General features: G+C 36.3%; 10 protein-coding genes. All 10 read left to right on the forward strand.

The features are described from left to right. The first annotated feature begins 42 nt into the window (after window positions 1–42). Window positions 43–762 (forward strand): NUDIX hydrolase, encoded by a 720-nt coding sequence (locus QLQ94_RS10620; RefSeq protein WP_271336473.1) that lies wholly within the window; start codon window positions 43–45, stop codon window positions 760–762. A gap of 157 nt (window positions 763–919) precedes the next feature. Then, entirely contained in the window at window positions 920–1,930 is a 1,011-nt protein-coding gene (locus QLQ94_RS10625; protein ID WP_271336472.1) for a GntR family transcriptional regulator, read from the forward strand. A 3-nt stretch (window positions 1,931–1,933) separates the two neighbouring features. After that, a complete protein-coding gene (locus QLQ94_RS10630) occupies window positions 1,934–3,418 on the forward strand; it encodes a xylulokinase (protein ID WP_271336471.1) in 1,485 nt (494 codons plus the stop codon). 4 nt (window positions 3,419–3,422) lie between these two features. Next, the gene (xylA, locus tag QLQ94_RS10635; RefSeq protein WP_271336470.1) at window positions 3,423–4,748 is read left to right on the forward strand and encodes a xylose isomerase; all 1,326 of its coding nucleotides are present in this window, start codon (window positions 3,423–3,425) and stop codon (window positions 4,746–4,748) included. Window positions 4,749–5,131: 383 nt separating this feature from the next. Next, window positions 5,132–5,788, forward strand: coding sequence for a fructose-6-phosphate aldolase (fsa, locus tag QLQ94_RS10640; protein WP_271336469.1), 657 nt, complete (start codon window positions 5,132–5,134; stop codon window positions 5,786–5,788). Between the two features lie 515 nt (window positions 5,789–6,303). After that, window positions 6,304–9,393 (forward strand): SusC/RagA family TonB-linked outer membrane protein, encoded by a 3,090-nt coding sequence (locus tag QLQ94_RS10645; RefSeq protein WP_482499700.1) that lies wholly within the window; start codon window positions 6,304–6,306, stop codon window positions 9,391–9,393. 12 nt (window positions 9,394–9,405) lie between these two features. Further along, complete coding sequence (locus QLQ94_RS10650; protein WP_271336467.1) at window positions 9,406–11,349, forward strand: RagB/SusD family nutrient uptake outer membrane protein; 1,944 nt, start codon at window positions 9,406–9,408, stop codon at window positions 11,347–11,349. Between the two features lie 206 nt (window positions 11,350–11,555). Further along, a complete protein-coding gene (locus QLQ94_RS10655) occupies window positions 11,556–13,289 on the forward strand; it encodes a glycoside hydrolase family 43 protein (RefSeq protein WP_482499702.1) in 1,734 nt (577 codons plus the stop codon). A 152-nt stretch (window positions 13,290–13,441) separates the two neighbouring features. After that, window positions 13,442–16,417: a glycosyl hydrolase 115 family protein gene (locus QLQ94_RS10660; RefSeq protein ID WP_482499703.1), complete on the forward strand. Its 2,976-nt coding sequence runs from the start codon at window positions 13,442–13,444 to the stop codon at window positions 16,415–16,417. A 72-nt stretch (window positions 16,418–16,489) separates the two neighbouring features. Further along, window positions 16,490–17,728, forward strand: coding sequence for an SGNH/GDSL hydrolase family protein (locus QLQ94_RS10665; protein WP_271336464.1), 1,239 nt, complete (start codon window positions 16,490–16,492; stop codon window positions 17,726–17,728). The last annotated feature ends 7 nt before the right edge of the window (window positions 17,729–17,735 follow it).

Genomic DNA, 17,735 nt, shown 5'->3' on the forward strand with positions numbered 1-17,735 from the left:
TGCTTATTGAAAATAATAGTAATAGTTTTAAATTTATTTTCTATGGATAAAGGAGATGAAAAAAGGAATAATACCAGCAATCAATATAGTACAAATCCAATAGAAATTGATTGTGTGATCTTTAATTTTGAAGGAGAAAGTCTGAAAGTTTTGCTGGTCAAACATAAAGACAATCAGGGAAATCTAAATTTTGAACTGGCGAATGATTATATAAAAGAGGGGGGGACCATTTCGAGTACTGCCCAGAATATTTTAAAAAAGTACATTGGTATTGACAATTTCTTTCTTGAACAATTGAAAGCCTTTGGTTATCCGTCTCCATCATCTTGTCAGGAAGATATTTCGATAGGATATTATGCGATGGTAAAAAAAGATATCGAGGATATAGAAAATGAAATTTTTAACCCCAATGTTGCATGGATTGGTATTAACGAAATTGCTGGTTTAAACGATAAACACAAAGTTATTTTAGATTATAGTCTAAAAGAATTACGGAAGAATATTTGCAAAAGCGCGATTGGATTTAATTTATTACCGGAGAAATTTACGTTGTTACAAGTCATGCATCTTTACGAAGAAATTTTGGGAATCGAAATCAATAAATCTAATTTTAGGAGAAAGATATTGCAAATGGATTTGATACAGGATTCAAACCAAAAAGAAGAAGCAGTTTCGCACAGGGCTGCAAAACTTTACAGAATAAATTTACAACAGAATGAAATGCTATCACAAAGAGAACTTAATTTTAATTTTAATAGTTGATTTCGATAGTCGTAGATTTAACTGATGTTTTCCTGATGAGGTTTACGAAGCAATGTTTGTGCAATTTTAATAAGATTAAAAAGTTAACATTTTTTGCCTGAATAGTATTTTTTTTTAAAAGACATTTGCCTATATTAGCATACCAGAACAGAACAGTATGCATAACAAAGAACAGGAAGAATTTGTCTTTACAATAAATCACGATAGTGACATTCCAAAATACCAGCAATTGGTCAACGGAATCAATAATGCGATTGCGGAGAATATATTGCAAAAGGGTGATTTGCTTCCGTCGGTGAATAGTATATGCAAGACGAATCAGTTGTCGAGAGATACGGTTTTTAAGGCATATTCTATTTTAAAAGACCAAAACAGCATTGATTCTGTGCCCAATAAAGGCTATTATGTATCGGGCGAAACGAGAAAAGTACTTTTGGTATTGGATACTTTTAAGGCGTATAAAGAGGTTTTGTATCATTCGTTTGTAAACAATTTGGGAGATAATGTGATTACGGATGTGCAGTTTCATCATTATAATATTGATGTTTTTAAAACGATCATTAATAATAGTGTGGGGAAGTATTACAAATATGTGGTGATGAATTTTGATCATAAAGAAGTGTCACCTACTTTGTCTGTAATTGCCAATGAAAAGCTGTTGCTGATCGATTGGAACATTCATACACAAAAGCAAAATAATTATGTTTTTCAGGATTTCGGGAAAGCATTTTATAATGCGCTGGAGGAGGCGGTGGATTTGTTTAGAAAGTATAAAAACATACAGTTTATTTATCCAGATTATACAAATCATCCAAAAGAGACATTGGAATTTTTTAAGAAATTTTGTGCTGATTTTAGTTTTGAATATGAAGTGATTACTGATGCAAAAAAGTTTAATATAGAGAAAGGAATTGCTTATATCAGTGTGAGTGATCGAATACTGGGGCACTTTCTGGAACAATGCAAAGAGAAAGATTTAGAGCCGGGAACGGATGTTGGTTTTTTGTCGTACAACGAAACGCCAATGAAGAAATTTATATACAAAGGGATTTCGGTTATTTCGACTGATTTCAAAGAATTAGGAACAAAAGCGGCAGCGTTTATTACACAGGATGAGGTTGTTCAGCGCTACGTGCCAACGAAATTAATAATAAGAGAATCATTATAAGTTATGTATTATATAGGATATGATATTGGAAGTTCTTCGGTCAAGGTTGCCTTGGTGGAAGCCGAAACAGGAAAAAGAATAATCGTTTTGCATGAACCGCAAAACGAAATGGAAATTGTGTCACTGCATCCCGATTGGGCAGAGCAGGATCCTGAAATCTGGTGGCAGCACATTTGTGTAGCGACTAAAAGAGCGATTCGTGAAGCGAATATTGAAGCTTCTAAAATTCAGGGAATTGGTATATCCTATCAAATGCACGGACTCGTTATTGTGGACGAAACACGCAACCCATTGCGTAATGCGATCATCTGGTGTGACAGCCGTGCGGTCGAAATTGGGAATGCGGCTTTCGCTGAAATAGGGCAGGAAAAATGTATGGACCACTTATTGAATTCTCCAGGAAATTTTACCGCTTCGAAACTAAAATGGGTCAAGGAAAATGAACCTGAAATTTACAAGCAGGTGTACAAATACATGCTGCCAGGAGATTATATCGCCTATAAATTGACGGGTGATATTACGACCACAAAAAACGGTCTCTCTGAAGGGATGCTTTGGGATTATAAAGAAAACAAAGTGGCCAATTGGCTGCTGGATTATTACGGAATCGATCCATCATTAACGCCAGATATTGTAGAGAATTTTACGAATCAGGGCGTTTTAAACGAAAAAGCTTCGAAAGAATCAGGATTACCAATTGGGATTCCTGTGGTATACAGAGCAGGAGATCAGCCCAATAATGCGCTGTCACTGAATGTGCTGAATCCGGGTGAAGTAGCGGCAACAGGTGGGACTTCGGGAGTTTTTTACGCGGTTGGCGAAATGACATCCGGGAAAAGTACAAGAGTAAACAATTTTGTACATGTGAATTACGAATTAGAAACTCCCAGAATTGGTAAATTATTAAACATCAACGGAGCCGGAATTCAATACCGTTGGCTGCGAAATAATATGGGCGATGAAACCTATGAATCGATGAACAGGAAAGCGTCGAAGATTGGCATAGGTTCAGATGGAGTTGTGGTGATTCCGTTTGGGAATGGTGCTGAGCGTATGTTTAACAATAAAAATATTGGTACGCACTTTTTGAACCTCAACTTAAATATTCACAATAATGCACATTTGTTCAGAGCTGCCTTAGAAGGAATTGCTTTTTCGTTTGTGTACGGAATGGAATGTCTAAAAGAGGATCATGCGACGATTAATGTGATTAGGGCGGGGAATGATAATTTGTTCCGTTCAGAGATTTTTTCGAATACGGTTGCAACATTAATTGGGCATGAAATCGAAATTTATAATACAACAGGAGCAGTTGGAGCGGCAAGAGCGGTAGGTTTAAAAGATGGTGATTACAATAAATTTGGATCAAGCATTACGACCAACGATCACGTGATGACTTTTTTACCGCTAAAAAATAGGGAGCCGTATGATAAGGCGTATCAAAAATGGAAACAAGAATTAGAATTTATATTAACACATAAAAAATAAAGAAATGGTAGTTTTAGGAAATAAAGAATACTATAAAGGTATTGGTCAAATTAAATTTGAAGGAAAGGATTCTGATAATCCGTTGGCATTTAAATATTACAATCCGGATCAGGTTGTAGCGGGAAAAACAATGCGCGAGCACTTTAGATTTGCCATTGCGTACTGGCATACGTTCTGCGGACAGGGAAGCGATCCGTTTGGCCCGGGAACACAAAATTTTGCCTGGGACCAATCTTCAGATCCTATTCAGGCAGCAAAAGACAAAGCCGATGCAGCGTTTGAATTCATCAGTAAAATGGGATTTGATTATTTCTGTTTTCACGATTATGATTTAGTGGCTGAAGGGCCAACTTTTGCAGAATCTGAAAGACGTTTAACAACGATTACAGAATATCTTAAAGAGAAAAAAGCAGCATCAGGAATAAAATTGCTTTGGGGAACGTCGAACTGTTTTTCGAATCCAAGATTCATGAACGGAGCTGCGACAAATCCTGATTTTAATGTGTTGGCAAGAGCCGGAGGACAAGTAAAACTGGCGCTTGACGCAACAATTGCTTTAGACGGAGAAAATTATGTATTCTGGGGCGGACGTGAAGGTTATATGTCATTATTGAATACAGATATGGGTAGAGAACTGGACCATATGGCGCAATTCCTGGCGATGTCAAGAGATTATGCAAGATCGCAAGGTTTTAAAGGAACTTTCTTTATCGAGCCAAAACCTATGGAGCCATCAAAACACCAATACGATTTTGACTCGGCTACCGCAATTGGTTTTTTGAAAGAATATGGTTTAGACAAAGATTTTAAAATCAATATCGAAGTCAACCATGCGACATTGGCACAGCATACTTTTCAGCATGAACTTGAAGTGGCTGCAAAAGCAGGAATGTTAGGTAGCATTGATGCCAATAGAGGAGATTACCAAAATGGCTGGGATACAGACCAGTTTCCAAACAACATTCAGGAAACGACAGAAGCGATGTTGGTATTCCTGAAAGCCGGGGGATTACAAGGCGGGGGAGTGAACTTCGATGCAAAAATCAGAAGAAATTCGACTGATCTTGAAGATGTTTTCCATGCGCACATTGGCGGGGCTGATACTTTTGCAAGAGCTTTATTAACGGCTGATAAAATTATTACTTCTTCTCCGTATGAAAAATTAAGAAAAGAAAGATACAGTTCATTTGATTCCGGAAAAGGAAAAGATTTTGCTGACGGAAAATTGAATTTGAAAGATTTATATGCGATCGCACATGATAATGGAGAATTGAATCTTCAAAGCGGAAAACAGGAATTGTTTGAAAATATTATCAATCAATATATTTAAGACATTGAAAGACCTAACAGGTTTTAAAAACCTGTTAGGTATCATTAAAAAAAATAGAGTAATAAAAAAAATCACTAAGGAATTATTATCTTAATATGATAGCTATAAAAGTTAATCCTTTTAAGGCTTTTTCAATAACGATATTTTTTTTGAGATGAAAATTATGCGAATGTGTATTAAGATTATGGTTAAATTTTAAAGATATGGATTCTGAAATAGATTAAGGTTAGTTACTGTTTTTTAATTCAGAACTTTAAAAGAAACCATTTTAATAAAATAATTAATGAGGTTATTTTATTAATGTTTTTTGAAGAATAAAATCGAGATACACATTTTTGCTTACTACATTTTACTACTAACCAAAAATTTAACCACAAAAAACTATGAAATTTTTTATTGATACCGCTAATTTAGAAGATATTAAAGAAGCACAAGCCTTAGGTGTCCTGGATGGTGTTACTACAAATCCGTCCTTAATGGCCAAAGAGGGCATTACCGGAAAAGATAATATTTTAAAACATTATTTAGACATTTGTACTATTGTCGATGGTGATGTTTCAGCAGAAGTAATTTCGATAGATTTTGAAGGAATGATTAGAGAAGGTGAGGAACTTGCTGCTTTGCATCCGCAAATAGTAGTCAAATTACCTATGATCGCAGACGGTGTAAAAGCCTGTAAATATTTTTCTTCCAAAGGCATCAGGACCAATGTTACTTTAGTATTTTCGGCAGGACAAGCTTTATTGGCTGCAAAAGCAGGCGCCACTTATGTTTCGCCTTTTCTGGGAAGACTCGATGATATTTCGACAGACGGCATGCACTTAATTGCTGAAATCAGGGAAATTTATGATAACTATGATTATCAGACACAAATACTTTCAGCCTCGATAAGGCATACGATGCATATTGTAAACTGTGCAAAAGTAGGCTCAGATGTAATGACAGGGCCACTTTCGGCGATAAAAGGACTGTTAAAGCATCCTTTGACAGACATTGGCTTGAACCAATTTATAGAAGACGCTAAAAAGATGAAGTTGTAAGTTTTTAACATGAGCACGGTATAATTTTTTTTTAGGGAATATTATAATAAGCAAGTCTCTTTTCAATACAATTTTGAAAGGAGACTTTTTTTTACTTTAGAAACAACCGATTGCTTGCTTGGTTTAATTTCCGTTTTTTTTACCAAAGTCGCTTTTATGTTAGATAATTTATAAAGCAACCAGTTGTATTTTTCTTTTTTAACAATACTTATATTTCAATAATGACAATTATTCTAAAAATAATGGGCTTTGTGCTCTTTTATGATTTTTTTAATAAATAGCAAGTAACTTCTTTAACTTTTTAAATTTTAGTTCAAAACAACTTATTTGGTTATTAATAATTTATTTTATTGGCAATATAAATAAGTAGAATGTTTTTTATTGTCTATTTTTTTTATTAAATCGCAAATAAAAACATAAACAACCGATTGTGTATTGATTGTTTTTTTTATATTTGTTATAAATACACTTATTAACTAACCAAAAAGAATTTTAACTATCTAAATCAATTTTTTATGACTAACTTTTTTGTTACAAGTAAATCGAAGCATCTAAAATGCTTTTGTTTTTTGATCTTAATGTTTATGCTGTCGCTCCAATCGAGTGCTCAGACAAAAGTCACAGGGACAATATCGGATGCAGGCGGTCCAATTCCTGGAGCAAATGTTAATTTAAAAGGTACAAAAAATGGAGTAAGTACCGGTTTTGACGGTACTTATACTATTAATGTTCCTTCAAATGGAATACTTGTTTTTAGTTTTATAGGTCTGAAGAGCAAAGAAGTTGCTGTTAATGGACAGACCCAGATTAATGTAAAACTTGAAGAGGATTCAAGTGTTTTAAAAGAGGTTGTTGTTATTGGATACGGAACTCAGGTGAAAGAGGCAGTAACAGGTTCAGTAGCTTCTATTGGAGGAAAACAATTAAGTGAAGTGCCAGCTGGTAATATTACTCAGGCATTACAAGGAAGACTTCCTGGTGTAGAATTAACGCAGACTTCTACAAAACCTGGAGCTTCAATGCAGATCCGTATACGCGGAACAAGATCTTTAACAGGGAGTAATGACCCTTTAATTGTTCTTGATGGAGTTCCATTTGCAGGTTCCATAGGAGATATAAATCCTGTTGATATCAAATCAGTTGATATCTTAAAAGATGCTTCTGCAACTGCTATCTATGGTTCGCGTGGTGCAAACGGAGTAGTGCTAATTACAAGTAATAAGGGACGTAAAAACCAAAAAGCTACATTTAATTATAATGGGTTTAGCGGTATTAAGCAGGTTTTTGGTAAATATGATATGATGAATGGAGCTAAGTTTGCAGCACTTCGTGATTATACTGGTTTATATACAGACGGTGTTGATGAATCCAGAGGAACCAATACAGACTGGCAGGATTCACTTTATGGAGCTGGTGAAATGATTAGTCACGATATAAGTGTTACAGGAGGTACAGAACGTGGTGCGTATAACGCGGGTTTAGGATATTATAAAGAGGAGTCTGTTTTACCAGGTCAGAGTTATGAACGTTTTACCCTTAGAGCGGGTTTAGACCAGCAGTTCGGATCATCTTTTCGTATGGGATTCAATACTAATAGTAATTATGCTGTTACTAATGGGGATAATATTGGTACAGGTAATATATTGGGAACTTCTCCCCTGGCAAATCCGTATAATGCAGATGGATCCTTGAAAAGGACAGTAAGGATGGCCGCAGACGATCAATGGGTTTATACAAGGGAATCTATTAAAAATCTTGGAGAATCGTACGTTAATCAAACAAGAGCTTTTAGTTCTTATAATAATATTTTTGCTGAGGTAAAAATACCAGGAGTGGAAGGTTTAAAATATCGTATGAACACGGGGTTAAATTTACGATTGTCTAATAGTGGTTATTATGAGGGACAGGGTGTATTTGATGTAAATGCTACTACAATATCAAATGCCTCTATCAGCAATACTTTATCAACGCAGTGGCTTATTGAGAACCTGATAACCTATGATAAAACTTTTGCCCAAAAACACACTGTTAATTTTGTAGGATTATATTCCAATGAGCAATATACAGGAAATACCTCCCAGATATCAAGAAACGGAATTACTTCTGATGCATTTCAGTTTTACAATTTAGGACAGAGCGAAGAAGAAGCAGTTATAAATCCTGCAAATCAGGATTATACACAGTGGGGATTAAGTTCTTATATGGCAAGGGCAATGTATTCATATGATAATAAATATTTTATTTCCGGAACAATTCGTTCAGACGGTTCATCAAGATTATCCGAAGGAAATAAATGGGTAACATATCCGGCTGTTTCTGCAGGATGGACTATTTCAAATGAGTCTTTTATGAAAAAACTATCTTGGGTTAATTTACTAAAATTGCGTGCAGGTTACGGAGAAACTTCTAACCAGGCTGTTAATCCATATGCTACTTTGGGAGCTTTAAGCACAAGGCCATATAATTTTGGAACTACAAACTCTACAGGTGTATATGTTACAGAATTGCCAAATCCGGATTTAGGATGGGAATTTTCTACCACTTGGAATTATGGAATAGATTTTGGATTTTTTAATAATCGCCTGTCTGGTACAGTTGAATATTATAAGACACATACAAAAGATTTGCTGCAAAGAGTAGGTTTGCCAGCAACATCTGGTGTTAGTGGGTACGTTGCAAACGTTGGAGAAACTGAAAACAAAGGTTACGAAATATCTTTAAACGGGGTCATTTTGGATAATCCAAAAGGATTGAGCTGGTCAGTTGGATTTAACTTATATTCCAATAAGAATAAACTCGTTGCACTTGCTTCGGGATCTCAAAGAGATGAGAGCAACTCTTGGTTTGTAGGGCATAATATAAATTCTATTTATGATTATCAAAAAGTAGGTATCTGGCAGGAGGGTGATCCATATATGTCTATCCTGGAGCCTGGACCAACTGGTATAAACCAGCAGGGAACAGTAGTAGGATCAATAAAAGTTAAATATACAGGAGATTATAATGCCGATGGATCGCCAACACGTGCAATTAATGCAAGTGATAGACAAATCATTGATACTGATCCTGATTTTCAAGGAGGATTTAATACAAATCTAACGTATAAAGGTTTTGATTTTTCAGCTGTTGGAGCCTTTAAAAGCGGTGGGGTATTAGTAAGCACCCTTTATGGAGGAGCTGGTTACCTTAATTTACTTAACGGAAGAAGAAGTAACGTAGATGTGGACTATTGGACACCAGATAATAGAGATGCTGAATACCCAAATCCAAGAGGTATCAGAAGTGGTGATAATCCAAAATATATGTCAACAATGGGTTATTTTGATGCTTCGTATGTGAAAATAAGAGCATTAACTCTGGGATACACATTAGATCAGGAGTTTATGAGGAATTTAGGAATTGAAAAGTTGAGACTTTATTTTACGGCACAAAACCCTTTTGTTCTCTTCTCTCCTTATCATAAACAGTCAGGAATGGATCCGGAAACAAATTCATACGGAGATGAAAATCAGGCTGTAGCTTCTTATCAACGTAGATTCCTGGTCATTGGTACAAATACACCTACCACGAGAAATTATTTATTCGGACTTAATTTAATATTTTAATCAAGAAGAAACATGAAACGATATATTTTTAAAAATTTAATTATAGGATCAGCAGTTTTGTTCTCCTTAGCAGGCTGTTCAGATATTTTAGAAGAAAAACCACATGATTTTTATGAGCCTGGCTATTTTAAGACGGAGCAAGGAGTAATACAGGGATTAACCTCGCATTATGCCCATTTGAGATGGATATATGGACAAGCTTATTATTATAATTCTGTTGAAACCGGTACAGATGAAGCTACTTACGGACAGCAGGCAGATGGAAATTTTAAAGATCATGATTTATCAGGAGTAGGAGTTATTAATCCTACTTCGAGCCGAGCTGATGTAGTGTGGAATAATTCATACAATGATATCAATACGGCTAGCGGAATTATAGAAAATGGTGCGGCTGTAGGGGTTGCAAGCAGCTTAATTGCTGAGTCAAAGTTTTTTAGAGCCTTTGATTATTTCTTACTTGTACAGACATTTGGAGGTGTGCCTTTAGATTTAGGAACGGGTGAACTAAAATTTAACAGCAAGCCATCGAGATCTTCAAAACGCAATACAGTAACAGAGGTGTATACTAAGGCTATTTTTCCTGATTTAGTATCAGCTGTGAATGAACTACCTGATGCTCCCAGATTAACTGGTACTGCAACTAAAACTTTAGCTCGTTTAATCTTGTCAAAAGCTTACCTGACATATGCATGGTGGTTGGAAAACCCAAATAGTATTCCAACATATCCCGATACGCCAAGAACAGATCCAGATGGTCACAATGCACAGTGGTATTTTCAACAGGCTTATAATTTAGCCTTAGAGGGTATAAATAATCCTGGATCATATGCATTATTGCCATACTATTATGATGTGAATTTAGGATCTAATGACCGTAATAAAGAATTAATGCTTTATGCAGACCATACGGAGGCAAGTGAATATTACAATGGCGCAAGTCTTACCTATGGCAGCGGAGGTTCACCTGATAATTTTGCAGGCTGGATGGGGACATTTAATTATACGGCAATAAGAAGTAAAAATGCTGCCGGAGCTGCAGTTTCTACTGTGCAGCGTGCAGCTGATCAATTTTTGGGACGTCCCTGGGTTAGAATGGTACCGCCAATTGAAGTTTTTACAAAAACGTTTGCTGATAAAACAAATGATTCAAGATATGATGGAACCTTTGCGGCCGTTTACCATGGAAACTGGAATTTGATCGGAACTGGATTAACCGATGTTCCGACATTGTATAATGCAAATGGATTACCGGTAAAACCAGGTGACGCTATTATCACTTTTCTGAACAACGAACCAGGTACACCGATTGTATATCCTTCGGGAGCAGGTGATAATGGTGTAGGTGCCGGAGTTTTACCAGGCAGAGCTGATTATGTAATCTCTCCCTTAGGAATTAACCGAATAGTATATCCGGGTTTATGGAAATTAGGACCATATCGTACTGATAATGCCGGGGGATTAGGACAGCCAAATTCCGGCAGTACCAGACCATTTCCGGTTGCTAAATTTTCAGAACTTTATTTTGTTGCCGCAGAAGCTGCAGTAAAAGGGGCTACTGGTTCCATGACAGCAAGAGATCTTGTAAATGTAATAAGATCCCGTGCAGGGAAATGGCGCTGGGATAATAATGGTAAAGTAGCAAAAAGTGCCGATAATAGTGTCTTGTTGACAAGTACAACTCCTGCTATCATTGATATTAACTATATTTTAGCTGAACGTTCCCGTGAATATTACGGGGAAGGCTATCGTTGGTATGATTTAGTAAGAACTCAAAAATGGAACGAACTTGCTGGAACCTACTCTATTGGAGGCTCAAATTACGGTGATCATACACCACAGGTAGTTACAAGAACTATAGAACCACATCATTATTTGCGTCCGATACCGCAAGGCCAGTTAGATGGTATGGAAATGTCGCAAGCAGATAAGGCCGCCTACCAAAATCCAGGCTATTAATATTAATGCTAGAGTAAATTTTACCGCAATTGTAAGTGTTGATTTTACAGAATAACTTCTGTGAGTTGGTTTATAAATTTGCTTTAGTAAGAAGCCGGGGGGTAATTCCCTCGGCTTTTAAATTATGAATTCAGTTACAATATCCAGGTCTCTTAAACTTACATTTTAGCTTTTCAGAATTTTTAACAATAAATGAACAATTACAAATGAAGCCGCAAAAAATATTTTTCTTATTTCCATTATTGTTTCTCTTGTCTTTCAAAATAATAGGTGCAAATGACACTCTTATAAAAAAACAAAATAAAAAAACTCCTGTTTTCTCTAATGTTATCTACCAGGGTAATGATAACATTTATAGAAATAATCCATTAAAACCGAACGAATTTTATTCTCCAATTCTACAGGGATGTTATCCTGATCCTGCAATAACCAGAAAAGGAGATGATTATTATATGGTATGTTCGTCATTTGCGATGTTTCCGGGCGTGCCCATTTTCCATTCTAAAGATTTAGTAAATTGGACTGACCTTGGAGGGGTATTAAATAAGGTTTCAGAATTTAATCCACATGACACCGGTATCAGTCAAGGTGTATATGCCCCAGGTATTACTTATAACCCGCACAATGATACTTTCTATATGATTGTGACAGCATTTTCAGGAGGTCTGGGCAATATTATAGTAAAAACAAAAGATCCTCTAAAAGTTTGGGGAAGCCCTATAAAGTTAGCTTTTGACGGAATAGATCCCTGCATTTTTTTTGATGATAACGGAAAAGGGTATGTCGTACATAACGATGCTCCGGATAAAGGAAAAGAATTGTATCAGGGCCATCGTGTAATCAAAGTTTGGGAATATGATGTTGAAAATGATAAAGTAATTCCGGGTACTGACAAAATTATAGTGGATGGAGGTGTAGATCTTTCTAAAAAACCAATATGGATTGAAGCACCTCATTTGTATAAAAAAGACGGACGTTATTATTTAATGTGTGCCGAGGGTGGTACAGGAGGAAACCATAGTGAAGTTGTTTTTGTGAGTGACAGCCCCAAAGGGCCTTTTAAACCCGCATCAAATAACCCGATTCTTACACAAAGATATTTCCCTAAAGACAGAGCTGATAAAGTAGACTGGGCCGGACATGCAGACTTAGTATTAGGTCCCGATAATAAGTATTATGGAGTTTTTTTAGGTGTTAGGCCAAATGATAAGGACAGAGTAAATACAGGACGCGAAACTTTTATGCTGCCTGTAGACTGGTCGGGCATTTTTCCGGTGTTTGAAAACGGATTAGTTCCTTTGGAACCAAAAATTAAAATGCCTAAAGGAGTTATTGAAAATAAAACCGGCAAAGATGGATTTTTCCCTAACGGAAATTTTACGTTTACCGAAAATTTTACCGCTCAAAAGTTAGATTATAGATGGATTGGACTCAGAGGACCGCGTGAGAGTTTTGCTTTAGTAACTAAAAAAGGATTGGAGATCAAACCCTTTGAAGTAAATATCAAAGAATTGAAACCAACATCGACACTTTTTTACAGACAACAGCACAATACTTTTTCATTTTCAGCAACAATTGATTACAAACCAGCATCTGAAAAATATTTAGCTGGTATTGTATGTTTACAAAACGAGCATTTTAATTATGTTTTTGGTGTAACAAAAAAAGGAAAAGATACCTATATCTTGTTGGAAAGAACAGAAAAAGGACAATCAAAAATTGTAGCAAGTACTAAAATTGATATTAAGAAAAACATTCGTCTTCAGGTAAAAGCAGCAGGAGACAGTTATGAGTTTAGTTATGCTCTAAACGGCAGCGATTTTGTAAACTTAGGCGCGCCAGTTTCCGGAGATATTCTGTCAACAAATGTAGCAGGAGGTTTTACAGGAGCATTAGTAGGATTATATGCTACAGCTGCAAATGACGCTCAGCCGCAATAAGACATTAGAGAAATGAATATTAATCAAACCGTCACAGCTTTTAAGGGATAGATATTAAAAAAAACTTTCATATTTGAGTTTAGGAAACCGTATGTCTAACCATCATGCACTATTTGCCAAATTCTAAATTATTATAATAAAAATAGGTAATCATGATTCCATGCAATTTGAACTTTTACAGACTAATAGTAATGCTGTTCTTAGTGACCAATGCATTTGGCCAGTCAATTAAAACAAGTGACTATAAAAGCCCTTCTCAGTATGTTTTACATCAAAAAGAAGAGAAAGCTTTTACAATTGCTTCTACTGGTAAATCAGCTTCAATTTTTGTTGATTCAAAAGATTGGAAAGGCATTATTCGTGCAGCTAAAGATTTAGGAAATGATATTGGCAAAGTAACAGGTACAACTTCTATGGTTTTTGAAAATGCCAGACCGCAAAGCAACTCCATTGTTATAGGAACCATTGGCAAAAGTGCTAGTATTGATAAATTAATTGCAGCAAAAAAAATTGATGTTTCTGAAATAAAAGGACAATGGGAATCTTTTTTAATTCAAACAGTAGATGGCCAGTTAATAGTTGCGGGGAGCGATAAAAGAGGAACCATCTATGGAATTTATGATATTTCGGAAAAAATTGGAGTATCGCCATGGTATTTTTGGGCTGATGTTCCAATTCAAAAATCAGAACAGCTTTACGTAAAACAGGGCAGGTACATTCAAAGTTCGCCAAAAGTGAAATATCGCGGAATCTTTATCAATGATGAAGAGCCTTCATTTGGACAGTGGGCAAGAGAAGCCTATGGCGGAATCAATTCTAAAATGTATGTCAATATTTTTGAATTGCTGCTCCGCTTAAAAGCCAATTATTTATGGCCGGCAATGTGGGGGAAATCCTTTAATGAAGATGATCCTCTTAATCCTGTAACGGCTGATGAATACGGAATAGTAATGGGAACTTCACATCATGAACCAATGATGCGTTCACAAAAAGAATATACAGATAGAAAAACAGAAATTGGAGAATGGAATTATGCCACAAACAAAAAAAATATTGATCAGTTTTTTTATAAAGGGATAGAGCGCAATAAAAATTTTGATAATATGATTACCATAGGTATGCGTGGTGAAGGGGATGTGGCAATGGGCGAGGGAAATGACGTTGAAAACATCAAAACACTTCAAAATGTTATTAAAGGACAGCGGGAAATCATTCAAAAAATATATAAAGACAGTCCTGAAAATCATCCGGAGGTCTGGGCTATTTTTACAGAAGTACAGCGGTATTACGATGCGGGACTTACAGTGCCCGATGATGTAATCCTTCTGTTTTGTGATAATAACTGGGGCAATATACGCCGCACTTATCCGGAAAAAGAAAAGAATAGAAAAGGCGGAGGCGGACTGTATTATCACATTGATATGAATGGCGGTCCATGGAACGATCGCTGGATCAATACCACCACAATTCCTAAATTGCAGCAGCAGTTTAATTTAGCTTACCAGTCAGGAATCGATAAATTGTGGATTGTGAATGTAGGAGATCTTAAGCCAAAGGAACTTCCTATTGATTTTATTATGCGTTTTGCCTGGAATCCAGATGGAATTACTGCTGATCAGGTATGGAATTATACTGTTGACTGGGCGGGCAGAATCTTTGGAAAAGAACATGCGGAGGAAATTGCTGATATCGTATCAAAATATACTAAATATAATCTTTGGCGCAAGCCTGAAGCCCAGACAGCTAATATTTTCAGCATTGTCAATTACCAGGAATCAGACCGGGTTTTGAAACTATGGAAAGAGGTAGCGGACAAAGCAGAAAAACTGCAGTCAAAAATACCTGCTGAGGCTCAGGATGCTTATTATCAATTAGTATTGTATCCAGCTAAAGCTTCAGCCACAGTGGCTGAAATTTATCTTGCAGCAGATAAAAATATGCTTTATGCGAAACAAGGCCGGGTTAGTGCGAATGATTTTTATAAACGTGCTCAGGACCTTTTTGAACAAGATAAAAAGTGGAGCGACTATTATAATGATTCAATAGCAAAAGGAAAATGGAAATATATGATGAGTGATGTTCATATAGGTTATAAAATGTGGTCAATGCCAAAGGCCAATGCACTGCCCGAAATGAAAGAAATAAAACCATTACCTGAACCAAAGATTGGAGTAGCTATCGAGGGAACTGAATTGTCATGGCCTGATACAGCTGAAAAAGCAATACTACCCTTATTCGACGCATTGGCTAAATCAAGCTATTATATTGATGTATTTAACCGTGGTACAGGAAGTTTTGAATTTACAGCAAAAGCAGATAAACCCTGGATTAGATTGAGCCAATTTGGTGGAATTGTTCAAAAAGAAACCCGTATTCAGGTAGCTATAGACTGGAATACTTTATTGGACGGAACCTTTAACGGTAAGATCGAAATTAGCCAGGGAAAAAAAAGAGTTGAGGTACAGGTAACTGCTGAAAAAGGAGCGGTGCCAAAAGTGGAGGAACCTTATTTTGGAAGTTTGACTGGAGAATTTTCTATACCTTCAAACAAATACAATGCAAATATAGCGGGCAAGAATGCAAAGTGGATTGTTCTCCCTGATTTAGGAAGATCAGATGCCAGTATGGGAATTACTCCTGTAACCGCCCCAAGTGCAAATCCCGATACAGCGCCCAGATTAGAATATAAAATATTTCTCCCCAAAGCAGAAAAAGTAAAAGTCTGTTTAGGCATTCTTCCTACCCAGGATATTAATCCGGAGAGAGGACTTAGGATTGCAGCATCTTTAAATGATCAGGCGCCAAAATTTATTGATGCCAGAAAAGGACTCGTTGATACTTTTGGAGAGTATACACCATCAAATTTAGCGCATTCAAAAGTGCTAAAACCACTCCCGGCTTTAAATGATGACATTACTTTTATTGGCAATGGCAAACAGCGTCGAAATGAAGTTTTTGATAATTTAAGATGGCTCGATGTCGAGTTGGAAGTAGAAGAACCAGGTATGCATACCTTAAAAATTTTTATGATTGATCCGGAAATTGTACTGGAGAAAATTGTAGTGAATCCCGATAACAAACACCCAAGTTATTTTGGAGCTGTACCAATACAGCATAATGTAAAATAATTTAGGTGAAGTCTGCTAAAATAACGGCGGATAAAAAGAATAAAAATTAGTATTCAATCTTTAAAAAGAAACATGAAAAAGGAATATATCAAATTGTTACTGCTTTCAAATCTCTTCTTTTTGGTTTTGGGCTGTAAATCCGGCCAGACACAGGAAAAAGTATCAGCCAGGGCTGGTATTGAGAACTGGACTGGTACATGGGCTACTGCCCAGATGCTTGTGGAGCCCAATAATATGCCTCCTGAACCGGGGCTCTCAGAGAATACACTCCGACAAATTATTAAGGTTTCCATCGGAGGAAATAAACTGCGTCTGCATTTTTCCAACATATTCAGTGATCAGCCAACTGTTTTGAAATCCGTAAGTATTGCAGATGTTGCAGCTGCTCCGATTATTGACTTGAAAAGTCAGAAGATCCTTAGTTTTAATGGAAGTTCCGGTATAACCATAAATCCTGGAGAGGAAGTGTTTTCAGATGCTTTTAATTTTGATTTAAAGCCAGGTCAGCTTTTAGCAGTTACCATTTATTATGGAGCCACTTCACAAAAAACATCAGGTCATCCCGGTTCTCGTACGACTTCTTATATACTGAAAGGAGATCATCTTAATGATAAAGATTTTGCCGGAGCAGTAAAAACAGACCACTGGTATTCGATTATGGGAGTAGATGTTAGTGCTTCTAAAAATGCAGCTAATATCGTCTGCATGGGAAATTCTATTATAGACGGCCGAGGATCCGGCACAAATAAGCAGAATCGTTTTACAGATATTCTGGCGGCACGTTTGCTGGCAGATAAAAAAACGGAGCATATTGGAGTTTTAAATTTAGGGATTGGAGGAAATTGTGTGCTGCAGGGAGGATTAGGTCCCACGGCATTGAATCGTTTTGATAGAGATGTACTTTCTCAGCAAGGAACAAAATGGTTAATTCTTCTGGAAGGAATAAATGATATTGGTGGCATAAAGCGTGCTGAAGATGCGCCTCTAAAAGCCAAAGAACTTATTGAAGCGTATAAAATAATGATAGGTAAAGCACATGCTAAAGGGATAAAAGTGTACGGATGTACCATTTTACCCTTTCAAAAATCATTTTATGATGCGCCCTACAAACAAGATGCGCGTGATATTGTAAATGAATGGATTCGCTATAGCAACAGCTTTGATGCTGTAATTGATTTTGATAAAGTAATGGCTTCAGGAGTTGGCTCAAAAACGATTTTAGCGAACATGCATGACAATGACTTTCTGCATCCAAACGAACTGGGTTATCTCACAATGGGACAAGCTGTAGATTTGGATTTATTTAAATAAAAGTATG

Source organism: Flavobacterium sp. B114r (assembly GCF_056824125.1).

Excerpts from the sequence above, each read along its gene's own strand:
- QLQ94_RS10620 (WP_271336473.1), top strand. The coding sequence starts at position 43 with ATGGATAAAGGAGATGAAAAAAGGAATAATACCAGCAATCAATATAGT.
- QLQ94_RS10625 (WP_271336472.1), top strand. The coding sequence starts at position 920 with ATGCATAACAAAGAACAGGAAGAATTTGTCTTTACAATAAATCACGAT.
- QLQ94_RS10630 (WP_271336471.1), top strand. The coding sequence starts at position 1,934 with ATGTATTATATAGGATATGATATTGGAAGTTCTTCGGTCAAGGTTGCC.
- xylA (WP_271336470.1), top strand. The coding sequence starts at position 3,423 with ATGGTAGTTTTAGGAAATAAAGAATACTATAAAGGTATTGGTCAAATT.
- fsa (WP_271336469.1), top strand. The coding sequence starts at position 5,132 with ATGAAATTTTTTATTGATACCGCTAATTTAGAAGATATTAAAGAAGCA.
- QLQ94_RS10645 (WP_482499700.1), top strand. The coding sequence starts at position 6,304 with ATGACTAACTTTTTTGTTACAAGTAAATCGAAGCATCTAAAATGCTTT.
- QLQ94_RS10650 (WP_271336467.1), top strand. The coding sequence starts at position 9,406 with ATGAAACGATATATTTTTAAAAATTTAATTATAGGATCAGCAGTTTTG.
- QLQ94_RS10655 (WP_482499702.1), top strand. The coding sequence starts at position 11,556 with ATGAAGCCGCAAAAAATATTTTTCTTATTTCCATTATTGTTTCTCTTG.
- QLQ94_RS10660 (WP_482499703.1), top strand. The coding sequence starts at position 13,442 with ATGATTCCATGCAATTTGAACTTTTACAGACTAATAGTAATGCTGTTC.
- QLQ94_RS10665 (WP_271336464.1), top strand. The coding sequence starts at position 16,490 with ATGAAAAAGGAATATATCAAATTGTTACTGCTTTCAAATCTCTTCTTT.